Below are 18,757 nucleotides of genomic sequence, written 5' to 3' on the forward strand. Positions count from 1 at the left end.
AATGCCAAAACCGCCACCCAGCCTGATCCTCTGCTTCGACTTCGACGGCACTCTGGTCAATCATGAATCCGATCCGCAATTCCATCCTGCGATGGCTGATGTGCTGCGTGAGTTCCGCCGTCGTGGTGCGGTTTGGGTGGTCAACACCGGGCGCAGTTTAAGCCAGACGCTCGCCGGTCTCGCTCAACACAACATTTTCCTGCTCCCCGATTTTATCATCGCCCAGGAATGCGAACTCTATCGCCCGGGATTCTTCCGAGCCTGGAGCGACTATGGTTCGTGGAATCGTCGGGCCCGGAAAGAGCATGCGCACTTCGTTTCCAAACATCAAAAATTTCTTCATGCCGTGCGTGAACATGTCGCCACCCACCCCGGGGCGGAATTCCTGCTCGGCGACCTTGGCCAGGTCGGTGTGGTGGCCCAAGACGATGTCCAGCTCGATGAGATTTGCGTGGTGATTGACCAGCTGTGCGCCAGCCAACCTGACGTGGGTTATCATCGCAATGGTCGTTATCTGCGCTTTTCTCATGCTGACTACAGCAAAGGCAGCGCTCTGCGCGAACTGGGTCGGCTTCTCAGCGTCCCCCGCGAACGCATCTTTGCTGCCGGCGACAATTACAACGATCTTTCGATGCTCGACCCCGCCATTGCGGCCAACCTTGCCTGTCCCGGCAACGCGCTTGATCCCATCAAAGAACACATCCTTGCCGCAGGCGGTTTTGTGGCGGAGCGCGTCGCCAGCGAAGGCATGCTGGAGGCCCTCGCGCACTTCTTCAAATCCCCACTGCCCGTCAATTTTGTGCAACCACAGTTGGACACTGACGGACTTCGTTAATCCCCCTCAGTCATCGCCTTGAATGGCTTGAGCAGGAAGAACAATCCCAGCGAAACCACCACAATCGCCAGCGCCACCAGCGGAGCTACGTGACTCTGTGGATCCGCGCTGGTCCAGGCCGCCTGCACCCGAACGGCGATCAAAATCAAACACACCAACGCGCCCAAAATCGGCACCACCAGCGGCACCTCAAATCCTCCACGAGGTTCGCCAGGTCGCAGTTTTAGCACCAACAATGAAATATTAACCATCGTGAACACCATCAGCAACAGCAGCACCGTCGACTCCGCCAACGCCTTCACGTTGCCACTAAGGATCAATCCGGTCACCACCACAAACAACACCATGATCGCCACGTGCGGAGTCCGGCGTTTGTGATGCACCTTGCCCAAAACGGGTGGGAGCAACCCTTGCCGGCTCATCCCATACAACAAACGTGAACCCATGATGTAGTTGAGCAATGCCGTGTTCCCGATCGCAAACAAAGTGATGCCAATATAGACGGTGTCGATGTTGTTGAACCACGGTGCCGCCTTCTTCGCCACCTCCATCAAGGGTGCCTTGCTTTCGGACAGCTCCTGCCACGGAATTACCGACACCGCCGTGATCGCAACGGCCATGTAAATCATCGTTGCCACCACCATCGCCGACAGCAATCCGATCGGCACGTTGCGTTCCGGGTTCTTCACTTCCTCGCTGATGTTGAGAATGTCCTCAAACCCGATGAACGAGAAGAACATCAACACCGCCCCCTGCAGGACCAGCATCATCAAGATCGCGTTGCCAGTTTCTTCGCCAGGTTGGGCCACCGGCGTTTCCATGTAGTCCACCCCGCCCCAGAAACGCATGCCCACGGCAATGATGAACAGCAATCCCACCGCCTCCACTCCCGTGCAGAGAATGTTCAGCCACATGCTTTCGCGAATCCCGCGATAAATCACCAATCCCACCAGCAGCACAATAAAAATGGCCACCAGCTTGACCGGCAACTCCATGTTTAAGCCTCTCCCCAAAGTCTCCGCCATGGCCTGCGAGCCGGTTGCCATGCTGGTCAATCCGCTCATCGTCACGCACAATCCCACCACATAACTCAACCATGGCCGCTTCAGCGCCCGGTGGGTCACGTAGGCCGCCCCGCCCGCCCGTGCATAACGACTGCCCACACAGGCATAGGAAAGTCCGGTCAGCATCGCCACCACCATCGCCGCCAGAAACGCCAGCCAGATCGCATTCCCCAACGTCCCCGCCGCCTTTCCCACCAACGCATAAATGCCCGCGCCGAGCATCGAACCCAATCCATAAAGCGCGACCTGCCAGGCACCCAGCGATTTGCGCAACTCGGGCTCCTTGCCGTCATTTGAGGTAGAGATAGTAGTGGATGCCATGCAGTGAAATCAATTGAGGATTGACGAAGCCCGATGGAGGCGCACGAAGCGCGCCAGAAACCAATCCCTCCACCACTCACTGCAACTGCGTCACTGTGCAACCCTCCTTGATCAACAAATCGATCAGCCCGTTCTCGCCACCCAGATGACCCGCCCCCACCAGCACAAATGCGGTGCCCTCACCCTTCAAATGTCCCATCACGGGCTCCACCCACGCCTTGTTGCGGCGGGTCAGAAAGGCCTCCATCAGATCCGGATACTTGTCCGCATCACGAAACAAAAACTGCTGCAGCTTGTCCGCATCGCCGACACGCCAGGCCGCCAGCAACTCTTCAAAATCTTTGCCGATGGCCTCGGCTTCGCTCAAAGTCTGCAACAACAACTCCTCCTGCAATTCCGCACTGAGACCTGCAAAAATGTTCAGTTGAAACTCCACGGTTTCCAAGCCTTCCGCCACCTTGCCATCACGCTTGGCCCTTTCTTCAAAATGCTGATCCACCCCATATCCCGGCTCCGCCCCAATCTGTTGATACTCCGTTGCTGCAATGGTCAGCGCGAGCATCCACGGCCTCATGGTGCTGAACACCTCCACCGGCTGTTGATGCTTCTTCAACCACGATTCCAGCAACGCCATCGTTGACGACGACACATGTTTCGCCAGTGCATCGTCCGGCCCGTAAGCCCCCAGTTTTTGCATCATCTGAACCGCTTTCGGATCACCATCGCTGTCCGGCGGCAGCTCAAACACCATCTTGGAACTATCGGCATAAGCCCGATCAAAAACCGTCGGCAGAGGGTGGTCCTTCTTGCGCAGCAAGTGAATGGTCCCTCCCAAATACAAATGTTTGCCGTCCTTTTCCACGATCCAAACACTCGACGGTCGATAGTTGTCCTTGCCGACCTCATCGCCTCCTTTGCAGGACAGGTGGACAAAACACGCCGCAAAAGCGCAAAGGAGAGGAGCAAGGCGAAAAAGCATGGTGGAGCAGAGCAATACGTGAGCAAAAGCAGCATTCATGATACCTTTTTGCAATGGGTTGTTCAATCTCCGCAACAGGGAACCGCTTCACCTCAGTCCAGCACCAGCTCACGCAACTTCACCGTCACCTCCTCGCGGCTCAAAGCGCCTGCCGCAACGGCCAAAGTCAGGTTTTCCCAATCCACGCTGTCGGGCTTGGGGCGAAATCCATTCAGTTTAAGAAATACCAAGCAGGCACCCAATGCCGCGCGCTTGTTTCCATCAACGAAGGGATGGTTGCTGCACAGAAAAAAGAGATAAGCGGCCGCCATGTCGATCAAATCTGTGTAAGGAGATTGACCCCCGAATTCGGCCTGCGGCGCTGCCACCGCCGACTCCAGCAACGCACGATCCCGCAGGCCCTGCGATCCACCAAAACGGGCGATCGCCACCTCGTGAATCTCCGAAACCATCTCCACTGACAAGTGAAGACATCCTGTAAACTCCGCACTCATGAGAGTTTCTTCATGGTCGTGGCATACTCCGTCATCGTTTCTTGGATGAGCGAACTCACCTCGCTCGCGCTCGGCTGTTTCCGGATGCTGGCAATCGTAATCGTCCCCCCCGCGTGAACCTCCACATTCACTTCATCCCCGGGCTTCAATCGCGCCAGTTGCAACAAGGCCGAATCAAAAATGATTCCATGGGAATTGCCGACTTTGGTGATGGTCTTGATCATGTGTAATACTATGTTTTACATGCCCGTTCGTCAAGTCGTTCCCTCGCGAGCTTGCGCCGGGATGACTTGCGGCTTGCACTTTGCTGGCATCTCCCCACATTCATCACCCGCCACATGCAACTGACCGCCATCGTTGAAGCCCTCCTCTTCGCCACCCAGGATCCCCTGTCGGTGACGGATATTGGACGTGCCATCCGCGAGACCGTGCGCGAAGCCAAGGAGCACGCCACCGAGAGCAGCACTCCGCTCGACGAAGAAAAAGCTGCGCTCGAAGCCCTCACCGACGAGCAGGTTCTGGCTGCCCTCGAAGAACTCGTCCGGCATTACGACGAAGACAACCGCTCCTTCACCATCGTGCAACGCAGCACTGGCTGGCGACTCTGTGCCAAAGGCGAATTCGGCGAATGGTGCCGCGCGCTCTATCCCGGCAAAAAACCTTCCCGGCTCAGCGGTCCTGCCCTCGAAACCCTGGCCATCATTTCCTACCGGCAGCCGATCACCAAATCTGCCATTGAAGCCGTCCGCGGCGTGTCGGTCGACGCCATGGTGCAGCAACTGCTCGACCGCAATCTTGTCCGAATTGAAGGCCGCGCCGATCTTCCCGGCCGACCACTCCTCTACGCCACCACTGATCTTTTCCTCGATCACTTCGGCATCCGCCATCTCGACGACCTCCCCAACGCCGCTGAATTGCGCCGCGTCAAACTCCCCACGCCGGAGGACGTTGCCAATCAATCCGCCGATGCTCCCGCCGCTCCCGCAGAACAGGAAGGCACCCTCCTTCTCGACGGCATGGAACCTTCTCCTGCCAGCGAGGCTTGATCTCGCCTCGTCTCACTCCGAAATCACCGCCTTCGCGAACCCCTGCACCTGCAGCGAAGCCAGCACGGCAAGCAGCAAAGCCTTCACCACCTCTACGGCGATATACGCCTGATGATGCCACGATGCCGGAACCTCCTGCCCGGCCATCACCCGCAAGGTCCGCTCGTCCAGCACCGGCAGCAATCCCCAGGTCTGGAACGCCAGAATCGCGGTGATCGCCCCAAGCACCCACAAACTCCCGCGCACCCGCACCAATTTCAGCTTCAACATGAAGAACCACGAAAAACCCGCACAGACCCACTCCACACGGTTCAGCGAATCAAAAACCAGTCTTCCGATGCTCAACGCCTGCGCCAGCTCGACCCCTGGCGCCTTGAACTTCAGCGGCGCTTCGAGAAAACTCAACGCGCACACAAATCCCAGCCACAAAAAGCTGATCGCAAACGAATAGTGGGCATACCGGCGCATGTCTCCATCATGCCCAAACCCCAAAAAGACACAAGTCTTCTCCTTTCGCCCCCACCCTTTATCCCTTATCCTTTCGACATGTCCATTCTCGAACAACTCGGCGTCGCCCTCGGACTCGCCTCGCTCGCAGGGGTGAACCTCTACCTCACCGTGCTGCTCACCGGCCTGGCCATCCGTTTTGACGTCCTGCAACTCGCCACTCATTACCAGGCCCTCGACGCCCTCGCCCATCCGATTGTGCTCGCCGTCGCCGGGGTGCTGTTCGTGATGGAATTCATCGCTGACAAAATCCCTTGGCTCGATACGCTCTGGGACACGGTTCACACCTTCATCCGCCCCCTCGGCGGCATCCTCCTCAGTCTCCAATCGCTCGGAGAAATGCCCGCCTACATGCAGGTGGTCGCCGGGCTGGTCGCTGGCGGAGCCGCCCTTACCACCCACGGCGTCAAAGCCAGCTCCCGACTGCTCATCAATCATTCTCCCGAACCCGTGTCCAACGTCTCGGTGAGTCTGGCGGAAGATGCCGCCGTTGTCGGAGGCGTGGCACTCACGCTGCTGCATCCCGCCATCGGACTCGCTGTTTTTGCCGGCATCCTGCTGCTCTCCTGGCTGATCTTTCCCCGACTTCTACGCGGGGCCAAGGCCACCTGGAAACTCGCCTGGCACAAGCTGCAAATGCCCGGTCGTCGCCAGCCGTTGACTTCTCCCGTCGAACTCCCTTTGCACATGGACGCCACCCTGCGCGATGTCCTGCTCTACAAAGGCGGACTCTCCGAAAAGGAAATCCGCGCCACCATTCCGTGCCTCACCGGCAAGAGCAAAGGCATTCGTGGACTCATCCCCAATCTCGACGGCCTGCTCATCCTCACCCACGATCTCACCCACCTTTATTTCACCGCCTCCAAAGGCCTGCGCATCCGGCTCTTTCGGGTGCCCCTCATCGGATTGACCGCTGAAGTCGAATCCCGTTTCCTCAGCGAAAACCTTCTCCTGGAAACCCCGAACGTCCGCGCCATCCTACGTTTCCCGCGCGGTAGCAGCGACCTCGCCGAGACCGTCGCGCAAATCCTCCGCCAAGCAGTGGGAACCTCTGTTCCTGCGTCTCCCCAGATTGAGACAGACAAGCCGATCGTCGAAGAACCGCTGTCGATGGCACCAGATCCTGTTCCGGCCCCAACCCCTGCTCCACCCGAGCCATCCATCGCCGAGGAAACGTCTTCGTCACCTTCGCCTTCCAAATCCCAGGACTGACCCAGCGGGTTGGGTTCATCGGCAATAATCGGCGGCTGCTTCAACAAAGAAGTTCATTTGGCGTGTTCGTCGCTTTCTTTCGGAAAATGCCCTCGTAAGCTGAATCCGTCCGGCCGAAAGCGCCCACGCATTCGATCTACCAAACACCCACCGCCAAAATCCATCCATCCCTCCATGTTACTCGATTCCAGCGTTACCCTCGACTACTACGCACAAGCCCCCGTTCCCGCCATCTTCATGCTGCGTCCTCGCAGCGGCTGGGCGCAATGGATCGCCCGCGAAGAATACCTCATCACTCCCATGGTTCAGGTGGTGGAGTTCACCGATCTCTACGGCAATCTTTGCCAGAAACTGGTGATTCCCGAAGGCCCCTTCAGCATCGCCACCAAAAGCCGCGCCAATGTGCCCGACGACATCGACGTCGACGCCAGCGCCGAGATCCTGCCCGTTGCCCATCTCCCGCCCGATGTGTTACATTACCTGCTTCCCAGCCGCTATTGCCAGTCGGATCAACTGGGTGATCTCGCCACCTCCATCGTTGGCACCAATCCCACCACCTATCAACAGGTCGCCCAAATCCGCGCCTGGATCCATGCCAAGGTTACCTACGAATCCGGTGCCAGCGACTCCAGCACCTCGGCCGTTGACACCGCGCAAACTCTGCGCGGCGTTTGTCGCGATTTCGCCCATCTCGGCATTTCCCTTTGCCGCTCGATCAACGTGCCCGCCCGCATGGTGGTCGGATTCCTTCATGAACTCGAACCCATGGATTTGCACGCCTGGTTCGAAGCTTATGTCGGTGGACGCTGGTTCACCATTGACGCCACCGAAGATTTCCCCAAAGGCAACCGCATCGTGGTCGCTTACGGACGCGATGCCGCCGATGTCGCCATCTCCACCATCTTCGGGTCCATTCAGTTCAACGGGATGACCACCACCGTGACCGCCGTCAGATAAACCAATTTGGTCCAAAACCTCACCTGTTAGCGCCATGTCCTATTGTTTGGGAATCAAAACCAGCGACGGCATTGTCCTGGCCTCCGACTCACGAACCAGTGCCGGGGCCGATCAGGTCAACACCTGTCAGAAAATGCACTCCTTCGTCATCCCTGGCGAAAGGGTGCTGGTGGCCGTCACCACCGGGAACCTGTCGCTCAGCCAGTCCGTGTTCACCCTGCTGCGTCAGGACTTCGACCAGGGTCGCGGACTCGCCGCTGCGCCCACCTTCTATGACGCGGTCCGCGAGGTCGGTGAAAAAATCCGCCGCGTGGCCGAGCTGGATCAGGAGGCGTTGGAAAAAGCCAAGCTGCGTTTCAACGTCCACTTCATCTTGGGCGGTCAGATCAAAGGTTCCGAGCCGGAGCTTTACCTCATCTATCCCGTGGGCAATCCCATTCGTTCCACCCCCGATTCGCCTTTTTTGCAAATTGGCGAAAGCAAATACGGCAAGCCAATCCTTGATCGAGGCATCAGCTACGAGACCACCCCCATCGAACAAGCGGCCAAGTATGCCCTCCTGTCGCTCGATTCCACCATGCGTTCCAACGCCACGGTGGGTCCACCGGTCGATTTGATGCTCTATCGCAACGACACCCTCGAAGTCACCCATCGCCGACGTTTTCAAGGACACGACAGCGACTGGATGGAACTGCACATGCGCTGGGAACAGGCCCTTCGCAAAGCCATCCATGAACTCCCCGAAGTCAACTACGATGGTCCAGCGGTGAGTCGCAACCTCTGATTTCCGCCATCCGTGCGGCGCAGGTTGGTGCTGAAAACCGCGTTGCGGCTACGTTTAACCACTATGATGTCCGGACCACGATTCGCTGTTGCCCAACTGGATGAGATCACCCCCACGCCCTGCCCTTGTGGCCAGGCGCGCCGGGCCTTCAAGGAGGATTGGAACATCCTGGCAACGGTGCATTTGACGGACATCAGCGCCGATTCCCGGGCGCATTATCACAAGAAGATGACGGAGATCTACATCGTCCTTGAAGGCGAGGGTCATTTGGAAATCGACGGTCAAATCGTGCCACTAAAACCCATGACCACCGTGATGATCCGTCCTGGCGCTGTGCATCGCGCCGTAGGCAATCTGCGCATCATCAACGTGCCCATGCCGCCGTTTGATCCGGCGGACGAATTCGAAGTGTAACTCAAACATCCATCCATTTAAGCTTCCCTTCCTCACCATGAAAAAATCCATCGCACTCCTTCTCTCTTGCTGGCTGGCCGCTTCAGTGTTTGCCAATGCCGAAGAGTCCAAAAAGCTCCTCAACATCGGCGATGCCGCACCGGATTTTTCATTGCCAGGGATCGATGACAAAACCCACACGCTCGCGGATTACAAAGATGCGAAAGTGTTGATGATCGCCTTCATCTCCAATCATTGCCCGACTTCCCAAGGCGCTGAAGCACGCATCAAAAAATTGGTGGAGGATTACCAGGACAAAGGGCTGCAACTGGTGGCCATCAATCCCAACCATCCCGATGCGCTTCGTCCCGACGAATTGGGCTATTCCATCTACAACGATGGATTCGAAGACATGAAGCTGCACGCCAAGGAGCAGAGCTTCAATTTTCCCTATCTGTATGACGGCGAGACACAGCAGGTGGCACGCGCTTATGGCTGCCTCACAACGCCACATGTCTTCATCTTTGATGCCGACCGCAAACTACGTTACAAGGGTTCGTTCGATGATTCGCGTTACGGAGACCCTGCCACGGTAAAAGTGCATGGTGCGCGCGATGCCGTCGAGGCCTTGGTCAATGGTAAGGAAGTAACTCTCGCCGAGACCAAACCACATGGTTGTGCGACGAAATGGTTGACCAAAAAAGATGAGGTGGCCAAGGACGATGAAAAGTGGGAGAAGGCCAAGGTCGATGTCGAGTTCATTGACGCCCCAGGTGTGGCCGCATTGCGCAAGAACGGCACCAACAAAGTGCGCTTGATCAACGTATGGGCGACCTGGTGCAGTTCTTGTGTGGCCGAGTTCCCCGAGTTGACCAACACCGCGCGGAAGTTTGGCCTGCGCGATTTTGAATTCATCAGCATCAGCCTCGACGATGCCGCCGACAAAGACTCAGTGAAAGCTTTCCTTGAAAAGCAGCAAGCCGCCATTCCCGACAAGATCAAAAAATCCCTGGCAGCGGAGGGTCGCACCACCAACAGTTACATTTTCAAAGGCGAAGATCAGGAGCCGATTGTCAAAGCCCTCGATCCCGAGGGGTGGGAAGGTCTCGTCGTGCCCCACACCGTGTTGGTTGCCCCCGATGGCTCCGTCATCTGGCGGCACAACGGCGAAATCGACGGCAATGTCCTGCGCGAAAAAATCCTCGCCTTCATGGGCCGCCATTACGTGCCTTGAGGGCAGCAACCCCTATACACATACCACGCTTTTGGCGCGGTGTGAAGATAACTGGAATGGCAGATGTGACCAAGCTTCACGCTTGTGCGCGGCGGCGTCTGCCGAAGAGACAACCTAAACCGGTGACCAACATGAGGGCGCTGGTGGGTTCTGGAACTACGACGCCAATGAAGAAACCGTTGGTGAGGTCGCCGCCTTGGGTGAAGGGGGATCCGCTATAGATGAATTCCGGAACACCGGTGGTGGTGTTGATGCTGCTATAGTGACCCTGCGTGGTGTTATAGCGGTAACCGTAGAGATCAACGCCGGTGACATCAAAAAAGATGCCGTTGTATCGGTCTCCTGCGGGTTCGATGGTCTGTTGATACTCGAAGGAGTCACCCCCATCGGTGGTGGAGTAACGCCACAGGCGGTCATGGTCGGGAGTGCCCCCGTATTGATTAAAGCCAGCAATCCACAGGTCACCGTTGGCGGCAAAGGCGATGTCGCCTAGAAACATGTCACGAACTCCAGGAAGGTTGATGTTGGTCTGATTGTTGATCACTCCTGCAGCGTCGAAGCTCACCCGGCGCAAGCTGTCGGTCCCATCGATCAGCACATAGTAAGAACCATTGTAAAAGCTGCCGCCATAAACTTCACGTGGTCCATCAAAGGACATGGTGCCGAGGTTGGTGGCCCAACCGGCGTTTACGGTTCCGGTGGCGGAGAGGGTGATGCCACTGAGATCGACGGAATAAATGGTGCGGTTTACGAGGGTGTTTCCGTGAACAAACAAGAGTCTCTGGTTGTCGGAATCATAGGCAAGGGCGTTGCCTTCTAACGTAGAGGGCAAGCCTATCACCGTGATGGTGTTTTGGATGTTGGGATCGTCGACTGAAAACCAAGTCAACAGGTCGTCCTGAATGGAAAATGCCACCTCCAAAGGCTGCGCCACGGCGTTTGACTGGGCGACCCAAGTCAGCAAGATCGAGAAAAGACAGAGCCTATGCATGAGGAAATGTGATAGAAGTTGGGTTGTTAAGGTGGCTCCATTGATGCTCGTATTAAGGCCACTGATGGGCGGAGCGTAGCAGGCGGTTTCATTAGCACCTGTAAAAAATCCGCATTACCAACATATGCGTGCAATGTCGAAAAAAATGCGCAGGACGAGATTTATCCTCGGAGTCGTGAAACGGTTGCACGGGTTGATGCAAGCTGAGCACCGTCTTCATCCAACAGAGAGGTGCATGCCAGCCATGGCGAGACGGACCGCATTGGACAATTCGTAAAGGATCTTTCTCCTGGGCCCCCAAGGTCCGCCTGCCTGACGTTCCTCACATCTCCTTAAACCGACGAGTGACGGACAGGATATCCATCCCCAAACACCGGCAGCAGCAACGTTTTTTTGCTAGGAACGACAGCGTCTTTGCCGATTGAGGGCGAGACTGAAGCCGAAGAGAAGCAGGAGGGCTCGGGTGGGTTCGGGGACGGCGGTGCCGCTGACGACAACAATGCCGGTGTTGGTGAACTCGCTGACGTCCCAGTAGAGTCCGGCGTAGGCGCTGATGTCGGGGAGGATGAGATCGCCGCCACCGTCGCCGCCGGTGCGGAAATTGGTGCCGACATTGAAGCCGTTGTTGACGAGGGTGCCACCGAAGTCGAGGAGGTTGAAGACGTCGCCGAATTGGGGGACATAGGTGCCGAGGGAGTCGGTGACGGCAATCGTGCCTCCGGCGTTGAGGGTGAGGGTGCCGTCGACTTGAAGATGGTCGTGGTTGCCAGGGGTGCCGGTGACGAGCGTGATGTGGTTGGTGGCGATGGCGGCGGCCCAGGTGGTGAGGTTGCCGGTGAAACTGGAGGAGGCATTGCCGGTGGCGCTGATGATTTGGAGTTCGGCGCGGAGGGTGCTGGTGGCAGGGAGGGTGGGGGCACCGAGTTCGAGGTTGTTGGCAAAGGTGATGGTGCCGATCTGGTCACCAGCGCTGGCGAGGATGTTGGAGTTGCTGCTGCCTCCGGCTCTGAGGATGCCGGTGCTTTGCACGCTGCCGACGTTGTCGCCGAGGGTGAAGTTGCCCGTGAAGCTGCCGGTGCCGGAGATGGTGCCATCGTAAAGATAGGTGCCGCCGGTGTTGTTGTGAAAGGTGGCGGCGGTGTGGACATCGAGCCAGATGGAGTCGTCGATGGAACCGCTGGTGTTGACGATGTCGGGGGCGGTGCCGTAGCTGGCGGTGCCAAGGCGAAGGGTGCCTTGTTCGACGGTGGTTTTGCCGGTGTAAGTGTTGGTATTGTTGAGGGCGAGAGTGCCGGTGCCAGTTTTTTGGACGCCGCCGGGGGTGGCAGTGGCGGTGATGTCGGCGACTTTTTCCTCAAGGTTGTTGCTGACAATGTTGAGGTTGATGGTGGTGGTGCCGCTGGTGATGTTGAGGGTGCGTTCGGCGCCATTGAGGTTGAAGTTGGAGATGCCGAGGAGGCTGGATCCGATGATGAAGTTGGTGTTGCCGGAGGCGGTAAGGGTGCCTTGGAGGACGAATTCGCTGCCTTGGTTGGCGATGGCGTTGGCCCGGTCGAGGCGGACGTTTTTGCCTTCGAGGGTGATGCCGCCGTTGCCCGCGATGAAGCGGGTGATGCGGGTGGCGGAGTTGCCGCCCAGGTAGAGTCCATCGTTGCCGGCACCAAAAAAGGTGGAGGTGTGGGCGGTGGTGACGCCGCTGGAGTTGATGATGTAGCGGAAGCCGGTTTCGATGACGGTGGAGGAGTTGCTGCCGCCGCCGGAGATGGCCATGAGCCCGGTGATGTTGATGAAGCCACCGGTGCTTTGGATGGTGCCGCCGGTTTTGGTGAAGTTCTGGAAGGTTTCGTTCCTGCCGGCAAGATTCATGAAGCCGCCGGTGCTGAGGGTGATGTCGGACTGGTCGTCGATTTGCTCGTTGGTGATCCATTCCACGGCACCGCCGTTGTTGATGAAAAGGTCGCCGGCGATGGCGTTGACGTTGTTGGACTTGGCGAGGCTGATTTTGCCTTCATTGGCGTTGGTGTCGCCGCTGTAGGTGTTGGCATTGACGCCGCCGAGGCGAAGGGTGCCGGTGCCGGTTTTGGTGAGGCCACCGAGACCGACGACCGGCAGGCTGAGGGTGGTGACGTCGGTGACTGCACCGGTGATGTTCCAGGTGCGGGTGGCGTTGCCAAGGTTGAGCTGGCCGATGGCGTTGTCCACGAGGGTGCCGTCGGTGTTGAACGCGATGGAATTGATGCCGCTGGTGGTGACGTTGCCGTTGAGGAGGATTTCGTTGCCAAAGGTGCCTGCGGTGGTGGCGCGGTTGAGGGTGATGTTTTGGCCGTTCATGATGAGGCCGCCGCTGCCGATGTTGAGTCGGGTGACGGCGGTGGTGCTGTTCTGGCCGACGAGGACGGCGGGGCTGGTGCTGAAGCCGCTGGTGTCGAGGGTGTTGGTGGTGAAGGTGGAGCCGCTGCTGACGACGAGTCCGGTGCCGGTGCCGGAGAGCGCGGTGGTGCCGGTGATGGTGAGGTTGCCGTTGAGGCCGGAGGTGATGCCGTTGGTGGCACCGCTTTGGGTGTAGCTGGCGATGGTTTCGGTTCTGCCGTTGCCGGTGAACTGGCCGCCGGTGTTGGTGATGGCGGTGGTATCAGCGAGCTGGCCGTGGTCGCCGAGGCTGACGATGCCTGCGGCGATTTGCAGGGTGGTGAAGTTGATGGAGTTGGTGTCAGGGGTGACGCTGAGATTGAGGGTGCCGGCGCCGGTTTTGAGGGTGGTGCCGGTGCCGGTGATGTCGAGCCGGCCATCGAAGGTGAGGATGTCGCCGACATTGGTGACGTCGATGGTGCGGTCGGCACCGAGGTTGACGATGGGGGTGAAGGTGGGGGAGGCCGGGGTGTCGGACTGGATGAAGCTGCTGCCGGTGGAGGTGAGGGTGCCGTTGAGGTTGAGCAGGGCGCCTTTTGCATTGACGGCAGTGCCCTGGTTGAGCTGAATGATGCGTCCGCCTAGCGTGAGACCGCCGGTGCCGATGTTGACGGTGGTGACGACGCTGGTGTTGTTGCCGCCAACGAGGAGGCCGTTGCCGCCGGTGAGGCTCATGGAATTCACGGTGAGCTGGCCGGCGCTGTTGACGACGAACTGGTTGCCGCCGCTGATGCTGAAGGCTCCGTCCACGGTGACCGCACCGCCGTTCCCGCCGGTGAGACCGCCGGAAGTTTGGGTGTAGGAGGCGAAGGTTTCGGAGCGGTTGTTGAAGTTGATGAGTCCGCCGGAGACGGTGATGTCGGCACTGTCGACAATCTGATGGTTGGTGGTGTTCCAGGCAAGGGTGCCGCCGGTGGAGATGTTGACGTCGTCATTGAGGGCGGTGACGCTGGTGTTTTTGGCGAGGGTGAGGGTTCCCGCGGTGATGAAGGTGGTGCCGGTGAGGGTGTTCGCGGCAGAGCCGCCAAGAGTGAGGTTGGCAGCGCCGGATTTGGTCATGCCACCAGAGCCGAGGAGGCTGCTGTTGGTGACGGCGGTGGCGTTGGCGGTGATGGTGGGGGTGGCACCTTGGAGAGAGATGGTGCCGCCGGTGAGGGTGTAGGAACCGGCGTTGGGGGTGTTGAAGGTGATGCCGTTGGTGATGATGCCCGTGGCGACGGTGACGGTTCCCGCAGTTCCGGCCGCGCCGCCTCCAAAGATGGCGGTATCGGTGCTGAGGTTGGACCACACGGAGAGGGTGTCGGCGTTGTTCCAAAAGGCGTCGGTGAGGTTCCAACCGGTGCCGCTGCCTTCGGTGATGACGCCCGCGCCTACGCCGTCGGTGTCATAGGTGTAGGGGATGGCGGGCAGGGAAGGAAGGGTCGCCAAAACGCTCAGGGTGACGAAAAAGCGAGTCGGAACGGTTTTAAAATTCATGAGCTAAAAAATGTTCTATCAAACAGCGAGGGGTGAAGCGAGGAAATTGTGTGGAAGGGTCGTCCCGAACCATGCGGAGAAGAAAGAAGGTGAAGTGCAGGTTCGTGGCCCTTCGGTGCCGGGCTTGTGAAAATTTTCACAAACTGGTTGCTGGTCCCTGAGGGGAGGGCGTAGAATGCGATCGCAGCCCTCACCCTCTGCAAACTTGCCCGGCTTATGTCTGAAACGACGATTACCCCTTTTGGCTACGATTCGAAAATCGAGAGCAACGTGGTTGTTACGCGGCTGGATGCGGCGATCAACTGGATGCGCAAAAACTCACTTTGGCCGATGCCGATGGGGCTGGCCTGTTGCGCGATTGAGCTGATGGCGACGGCGTCTTCGAGGTATGACATCTCGCGCTTTGGGGCGGAAGTGTTTCGGTTTTCACCGCGTCAGGCGGATGTGATGGTGGTGGCGGGAACGGTGACTTACAAGATGGCGCTGGCAGTAAAGCGGATTTGGGATCAGATGCCGGAGCCCAAGTGGTGCATTGCCATGGGTGCCTGTGCGAGCAGCGGCGGGATGTATCGCAGTTATGCGGTGTTGCAGGGGATTGACCGGTTGATTCCTGTGGATGTTTACATTTCAGGTTGCCCACCACGGCCTGAGGCGCTTTTGGAAGGCTTCTTTCGTTTGCAGCGCAAGATCGAAGGCGAGAGCTCGCTGTTGGAACAGAAAAAAGAGATGGTGTCGGAGATGGGCTAGAGATTGAGTTGATGGTTGAAAGTCTGACTTGATGTGATGTTATGAAGACCGCTGCAGAACTGGTTGAGGCGTTGAAAAAGGAGTTTGGTCCCGCGATGGTGACTTCGGGCGAGTTTCGTGGCGAGCAGTGGGTGACGGTGGAGCTGGGCCGCTTGAAAGAGGTGATGAGCTTCTGCAAGAACACGCTGGAGTTTGATTTTCTGATTGATGCTTCAAGCGTGGATCATGGCGACATGGAGCCGCGCTTTGAAGTGGTGTATGAGCTCTACGGGATGCTGACCCATCACGCGCATTTGCGGGTGAAGGCTTTGGTGGATGAGGAGCACGAAGTGCCGACGGTTTCCGATTTGTGGGCGACGGCGAACTGGCATGAGCGCGAAATTTTTGACATGATGGGGATTCGTTTTGCGGGTCACCCTGATCTGCGGCGCATTTTGATGTGGGAAGGCTATCCGTTCTTCCCGCTGCGCAAGGAGTTCCCGCTGGCAGGCAAAGCGAGTGAGATGCCGGAAGTGGCATTTACCGGGATTGCACCGCTGGAAGGTGGACCGTTTGTAACGTCACCGATGGATGCGAATACCATTGAACGTGAGCCTCGCGCGAAGACGTTTGAGGGGTGAGGATAAATGACTGATGCGAAGAAGTTACTTCGCGGTCTTGGCTGGACAACAAAAAAGCCGGCGCTCTTTGAGGAACGCCGACTTGTTGGTTTTTAGTAGGTTTTGGGGGAAATATTACCGGTGGTCTTTCCGTGATTGATTAGAAACGGTAGGACAACTTCACTTGCAAGGTGTGGAAGTCGAAGTCGCGGTCGGAACCACGGGAATCGGTTGATCCAGCGCGAGCGGAGAAGGCGGCAGGGCCACTGAGGTTGGTGACGTAGTCGCTGTCGCCGAGGTCGGTGTAGAGGTATTCCACGGTCATCGAGATGTTGCGGGTGATGCGGGCTTCAAGGCCGCCACCGAACGCATAACCGATGTTGTCGCTGTCGCTGGGTTCGTTACGGGAACGAACGGTCGCCGGGGTGTCGGTGAGATAGCTGTATTCAACATCACCATAAGCAAGACCGCCGGTGACGTAGGCAAGGAAACGATCGGTGATCAAATAACCGGCGCGAAGGCGACCGGTGACGAGGTAATCGAGTTCACGCTTTTCTGTGTAGAAGGCGGGGGTGCTGGAGAAGCCGCTTTGTTCCTGGCTGACGTCGGTTTTGTTGATGTCGGCAAGGAAGCCGATGACAAAACGATCGATCTGGAAGTCGTAACCGGCATGGGCACCGAAGGTGAGGCTTTCGTCGAAGTTGCCTTCGAAGTTGTCGCCAAATGCGGCGATGCGGTCGCCGTAGCTGCCGTCGAGATCGGTGTCGAAGTCGAGGACGCCGTCATCATCGCTGGGGTTGAAGGCGGCTCCGACTTGAACACCGAGATAAAATCCGGTCCAGGAGAACGGAGGTTCGGTGGGGGCCATGGTCATGGCTTCCATTTTGGCGGAGGCGGTTTCGCCGCCGAAGGTGGTGGTGCTGATGGCCGAGGCGACCAGCAGGGAGGTGAACGCCGCAAGAGAGGTGGTTAGCTTCATGGTTGTGTTTGTTTTGTTTGGTTTTTGATAAGGTGTTTGCGGGCATTTGGGGGGCAGTGCCAGCAAGTGGTTCCATTGAAGCGGTGGGGCGCGGGAGTGATTCGGATGAAAAGGTGTGGTGGATTTACTTTTTTCCCGGCAGATAATTATTCGATGAGGTGACAAAATGAAGAACATTGGGCGGAGGCAGGCCAGGGATAGAAAGCTGGAGAGCGGGGCGTTTTGTATTGCCAGCAGCCCACCTTGCTGGCAGAAAAAGAGGCGATTTGTTTGCCTGAAACGACCTTGCCAGATCTAAGTTTGTCGGGTGTTGTTGCGTTGTTAGATAGAATAAAAGACCCTGTAAATTTTTTAATCACCATGTTTTCGCGATCGGTTCAATCCTCATTGCTGGGCGGTCTTGTGACTGCGAGTGTTTTGGTATCTTCTGCTTCTTCGTCGTTTTTGATGGCGGAGTTGCCATCGAAGTCGGTGGCCGACTGGCCGGGATTTCGTGGCGTGAACAATGGCATTGCGCCTGCGTTGACGGTCTCGGACGTGTCCAAGGCGAAGTTGAGTGAAGTGTGGAAGGTGGAGACGCCGATGGGATTCAGTTCCTTCACGGTTGGAGAAACGCAGGTGTTTACCGTGGTGAAACGCGAGCTTGAGGGCAACCCGACCGAAGTGTTGCTGGCGTTGGAGGTGCGCACCGGCAAGGAATTGTGGGCCGCTCCTTTGTCGATTGTGACGAAGTATGATGGCGGTGGCGATTCAGGCACGGCGGACAACAAAGGTGGTGACGGTCCACGTTCGACCCCGGCCTTCAGCGACGGGATGGTTTACGTGATCGATGCCAATCTGGTCGTCACGGCGGTGGATGCGAAGACTGGCAAGGAAGTTTGGAAGCACGAGGTGATGAAGGAGAACGGCGGTAAAAACATCCGCTGGCAGAATGCGGCGTCGCCATTGATTGAAGGTGACGTGTTGCTCATGGCAGGCGGCGGCAAGGGCGAAGGTTTGCTGGGGCTGGACAAGAAGACCGGCAAGGTGGTGTGGAAGGGCGAGGACGATGAGATGACTCATGCAACTCCGGTGATGGCGGACATTCACGGAGTGAGGCAGTGCATCTTCTTCACGCAAAAAGGTTTGGTGGCCGTCGATCCAGCCAAGGGCACGGTATTGTGGCGCGGTGATTTCCCTTACAAGGTGAGCACGGCGGCCTCGCCGGTGGTGTTTGAAGACATCGTGTATTGCTCGGCCGGTTATGGCGTGGGAGCGGGCGCTTTCAAGGTGAACAAAAGCGGAACGGGTTTGAGTGCCGAGATGATCTGGCGTCGTGAGAACGAGTGCTTCAATCATTGGAGCACTCCAGTGGTGAAGGATGGCTATCTTTACGGCATGTTCAGCTTCAAGGAATATGGCGATGGCCCGGTGGCTTGTGTCGACATCCGCACCGGCAAGGACATGTGGCAGGAGAAGGGTTTTGGTCCTGGACAAGTGATCTTGAGCGGCGACACCGTGATCGCGCTGAGCGACAAGGGCGAGGTGGTGTTTATCGAGGCGAACCCGAAGGCTTACAAGGAATTGAAGCGTGAGACCCTGGTGGACGGCAAGGTGTGGAGTTATCCGGTGCTGGCCTACAATCGCATCTTTGCCCGCAGCACCACCGAAGGTGGCTGCTGGGAACTGAAGTAAGTGATTAAATGAGCGGATTGAGAAGATGTTGGCTGATCCTGACCTTGGTTGGGATC

General features: G+C 57.8%; 18 protein-coding genes. 10 read left to right on the plus strand and 8 right to left on the minus strand.

The genetic code is table 11. From position 1 onward, the window contains the following. Position 1 precedes the first annotated feature (1 nt). Positions 2-835 carry an HAD family hydrolase gene (locus tag FEM03_RS18335; RefSeq protein WP_138087747.1) on the plus strand — a complete coding sequence of 278 codons (834 nt, stop codon included), beginning with the start codon at positions 2-4 and terminating at the stop codon, positions 833-835. On the opposite strand, the gene FEM03_RS18340 is transcribed toward FEM03_RS18335, so the two are convergent. The 4 genes from FEM03_RS18340 to FEM03_RS18355 all read right to left on the minus strand — a co-directional run bounded on the left by FEM03_RS18340 (position 832) and on the right by FEM03_RS18355 (position 3,917). Continuing rightward, positions 832-2,220: an APC family permease gene (locus FEM03_RS18340; RefSeq protein ID WP_138087748.1), complete on the minus strand. Its 1,389-nt coding sequence runs from the start codon at positions 2,218-2,220 to the stop codon at positions 832-834. The genes FEM03_RS18335 and FEM03_RS18340 overlap by 4 nt on opposite strands. Positions 2,221-2,296: 76 nt before the next feature. Beyond that, positions 2,297-3,199: a TraB/GumN family protein gene (locus FEM03_RS18345; protein ID WP_166442986.1), complete on the minus strand. Its 903-nt coding sequence runs from the start codon at positions 3,197-3,199 to the stop codon at positions 2,297-2,299. A gap of 92 nt (positions 3,200-3,291) precedes the next feature. Next, positions 3,292-3,693 carry a type II toxin-antitoxin system death-on-curing family toxin gene (locus FEM03_RS18350; RefSeq protein WP_138087750.1) on the minus strand — a complete coding sequence of 134 codons (402 nt, stop codon included), beginning with the start codon at positions 3,691-3,693 and terminating at the stop codon, positions 3,292-3,294. Next, entirely contained in the window at positions 3,690-3,917 is a 228-nt protein-coding gene (locus FEM03_RS18355) for an AbrB/MazE/SpoVT family DNA-binding domain-containing protein (RefSeq protein ID WP_138087751.1), read from the minus strand. The genes FEM03_RS18350 and FEM03_RS18355 overlap by 4 nt, the downstream gene beginning before the upstream one ends. A 114-nt stretch (positions 3,918-4,031) precedes the next feature. Between FEM03_RS18355 and scpB the strand changes: the two genes are divergently transcribed. Next, positions 4,032-4,739: an SMC-Scp complex subunit ScpB gene (gene scpB, locus FEM03_RS18360; RefSeq protein WP_138087752.1), complete on the plus strand. Its 708-nt coding sequence runs from the start codon at positions 4,032-4,034 to the stop codon at positions 4,737-4,739. Between the two features lie 12 nt (positions 4,740-4,751). On the opposite strand, the gene FEM03_RS18365 is transcribed toward scpB, so the two are convergent. Further along, on the minus strand, positions 4,752-5,207 hold the full coding sequence (locus tag FEM03_RS18365) for a hypothetical protein (RefSeq protein WP_138087753.1): 456 nt from the start codon (positions 5,205-5,207) through the stop codon (positions 4,752-4,754). Positions 5,208-5,285: 78 nt separating this feature from the next. Between FEM03_RS18365 and FEM03_RS18370 the strand changes: the two genes are divergently transcribed. From FEM03_RS18370 to FEM03_RS18390, 5 genes are all read left to right on the plus strand, one after another. Then, positions 5,286-6,458 carry a DUF4126 domain-containing protein gene (locus FEM03_RS18370; protein ID WP_138087754.1) on the plus strand — a complete coding sequence of 391 codons (1,173 nt, stop codon included), beginning with the start codon at positions 5,286-5,288 and terminating at the stop codon, positions 6,456-6,458. A 174-nt stretch (positions 6,459-6,632) separates the two neighbouring features. Further along, a complete protein-coding gene (locus tag FEM03_RS18375) occupies positions 6,633-7,415 on the plus strand; it encodes a transglutaminase-like domain-containing protein (RefSeq protein ID WP_138087755.1) in 783 nt (260 codons plus the stop codon). 34 nt (positions 7,416-7,449) lie between these two features. Further along, on the plus strand, positions 7,450-8,199 hold the full coding sequence (locus tag FEM03_RS18380; RefSeq protein WP_138087756.1) for a proteasome-type protease: 750 nt from the start codon (positions 7,450-7,452) through the stop codon (positions 8,197-8,199). Positions 8,200-8,265: 66 nt separating this feature from the next. Then, entirely contained in the window at positions 8,266-8,613 is a 348-nt protein-coding gene (locus FEM03_RS18385) for a cupin domain-containing protein (RefSeq protein ID WP_240772831.1), read from the plus strand. A gap of 37 nt (positions 8,614-8,650) precedes the next feature. Then, positions 8,651-9,826 carry a redoxin domain-containing protein gene (locus FEM03_RS18390; protein ID WP_138087758.1) on the plus strand — a complete coding sequence of 392 codons (1,176 nt, stop codon included), beginning with the start codon at positions 8,651-8,653 and terminating at the stop codon, positions 9,824-9,826. Positions 9,827-9,902: 76 nt separating this feature from the next. Here the strand turns inward: FEM03_RS18390 and FEM03_RS18395 are convergent, their stop codons facing one another. Beyond that, positions 9,903-10,817, minus strand: a complete 915-nt coding sequence (locus tag FEM03_RS18395) for a PEP-CTERM sorting domain-containing protein (RefSeq protein WP_138087759.1) — start codon at positions 10,815-10,817, stop codon at positions 9,903-9,905. 396 nt (positions 10,818-11,213) lie between these two features. Continuing rightward, positions 11,214-14,702, minus strand: a complete 3,489-nt coding sequence (locus tag FEM03_RS18400) for a beta strand repeat-containing protein (RefSeq protein WP_138087760.1) — start codon at positions 14,700-14,702, stop codon at positions 11,214-11,216. Between the two features lie 216 nt (positions 14,703-14,918). Between FEM03_RS18400 and nuoB the strand changes: the two genes are divergently transcribed. Both nuoB and FEM03_RS18410 read left to right on the plus strand, forming a co-directional pair. Continuing rightward, the gene (gene nuoB, locus FEM03_RS18405) at positions 14,919-15,449 is read left to right on the plus strand and encodes an NADH-quinone oxidoreductase subunit NuoB (RefSeq protein ID WP_138087761.1); all 531 of its coding nucleotides are present in this window, start codon (positions 14,919-14,921) and stop codon (positions 15,447-15,449) included. Positions 15,450-15,490: 41 nt separating this feature from the next. Next, complete coding sequence (locus FEM03_RS18410; RefSeq protein WP_138087762.1) at positions 15,491-16,069, plus strand: NADH-quinone oxidoreductase subunit C; 579 nt, start codon at positions 15,491-15,493, stop codon at positions 16,067-16,069. Between the two features lie 139 nt (positions 16,070-16,208). On the opposite strand, the gene FEM03_RS18415 is transcribed toward FEM03_RS18410, so the two are convergent. Then, positions 16,209-17,027 (minus strand): outer membrane protein, encoded by an 819-nt coding sequence (locus FEM03_RS18415; RefSeq protein ID WP_138087763.1) that lies wholly within the window; start codon positions 17,025-17,027, stop codon positions 16,209-16,211. A gap of 360 nt (positions 17,028-17,387) precedes the next feature. Between FEM03_RS18415 and FEM03_RS18420 the strand changes: the two genes are divergently transcribed. Next, the gene (locus tag FEM03_RS18420) at positions 17,388-18,701 is read left to right on the plus strand and encodes an outer membrane protein assembly factor BamB family protein (RefSeq protein ID WP_138087764.1); all 1,314 of its coding nucleotides are present in this window, start codon (positions 17,388-17,390) and stop codon (positions 18,699-18,701) included. The last annotated feature ends 56 nt before the right edge of the window (positions 18,702-18,757 follow it).

This window comes from Phragmitibacter flavus (assembly GCF_005780165.1).
Classification (GTDB): Bacteria; Verrucomicrobiota; Verrucomicrobiia; order Verrucomicrobiales; family Verrucomicrobiaceae; genus Phragmitibacter; species Phragmitibacter flavus.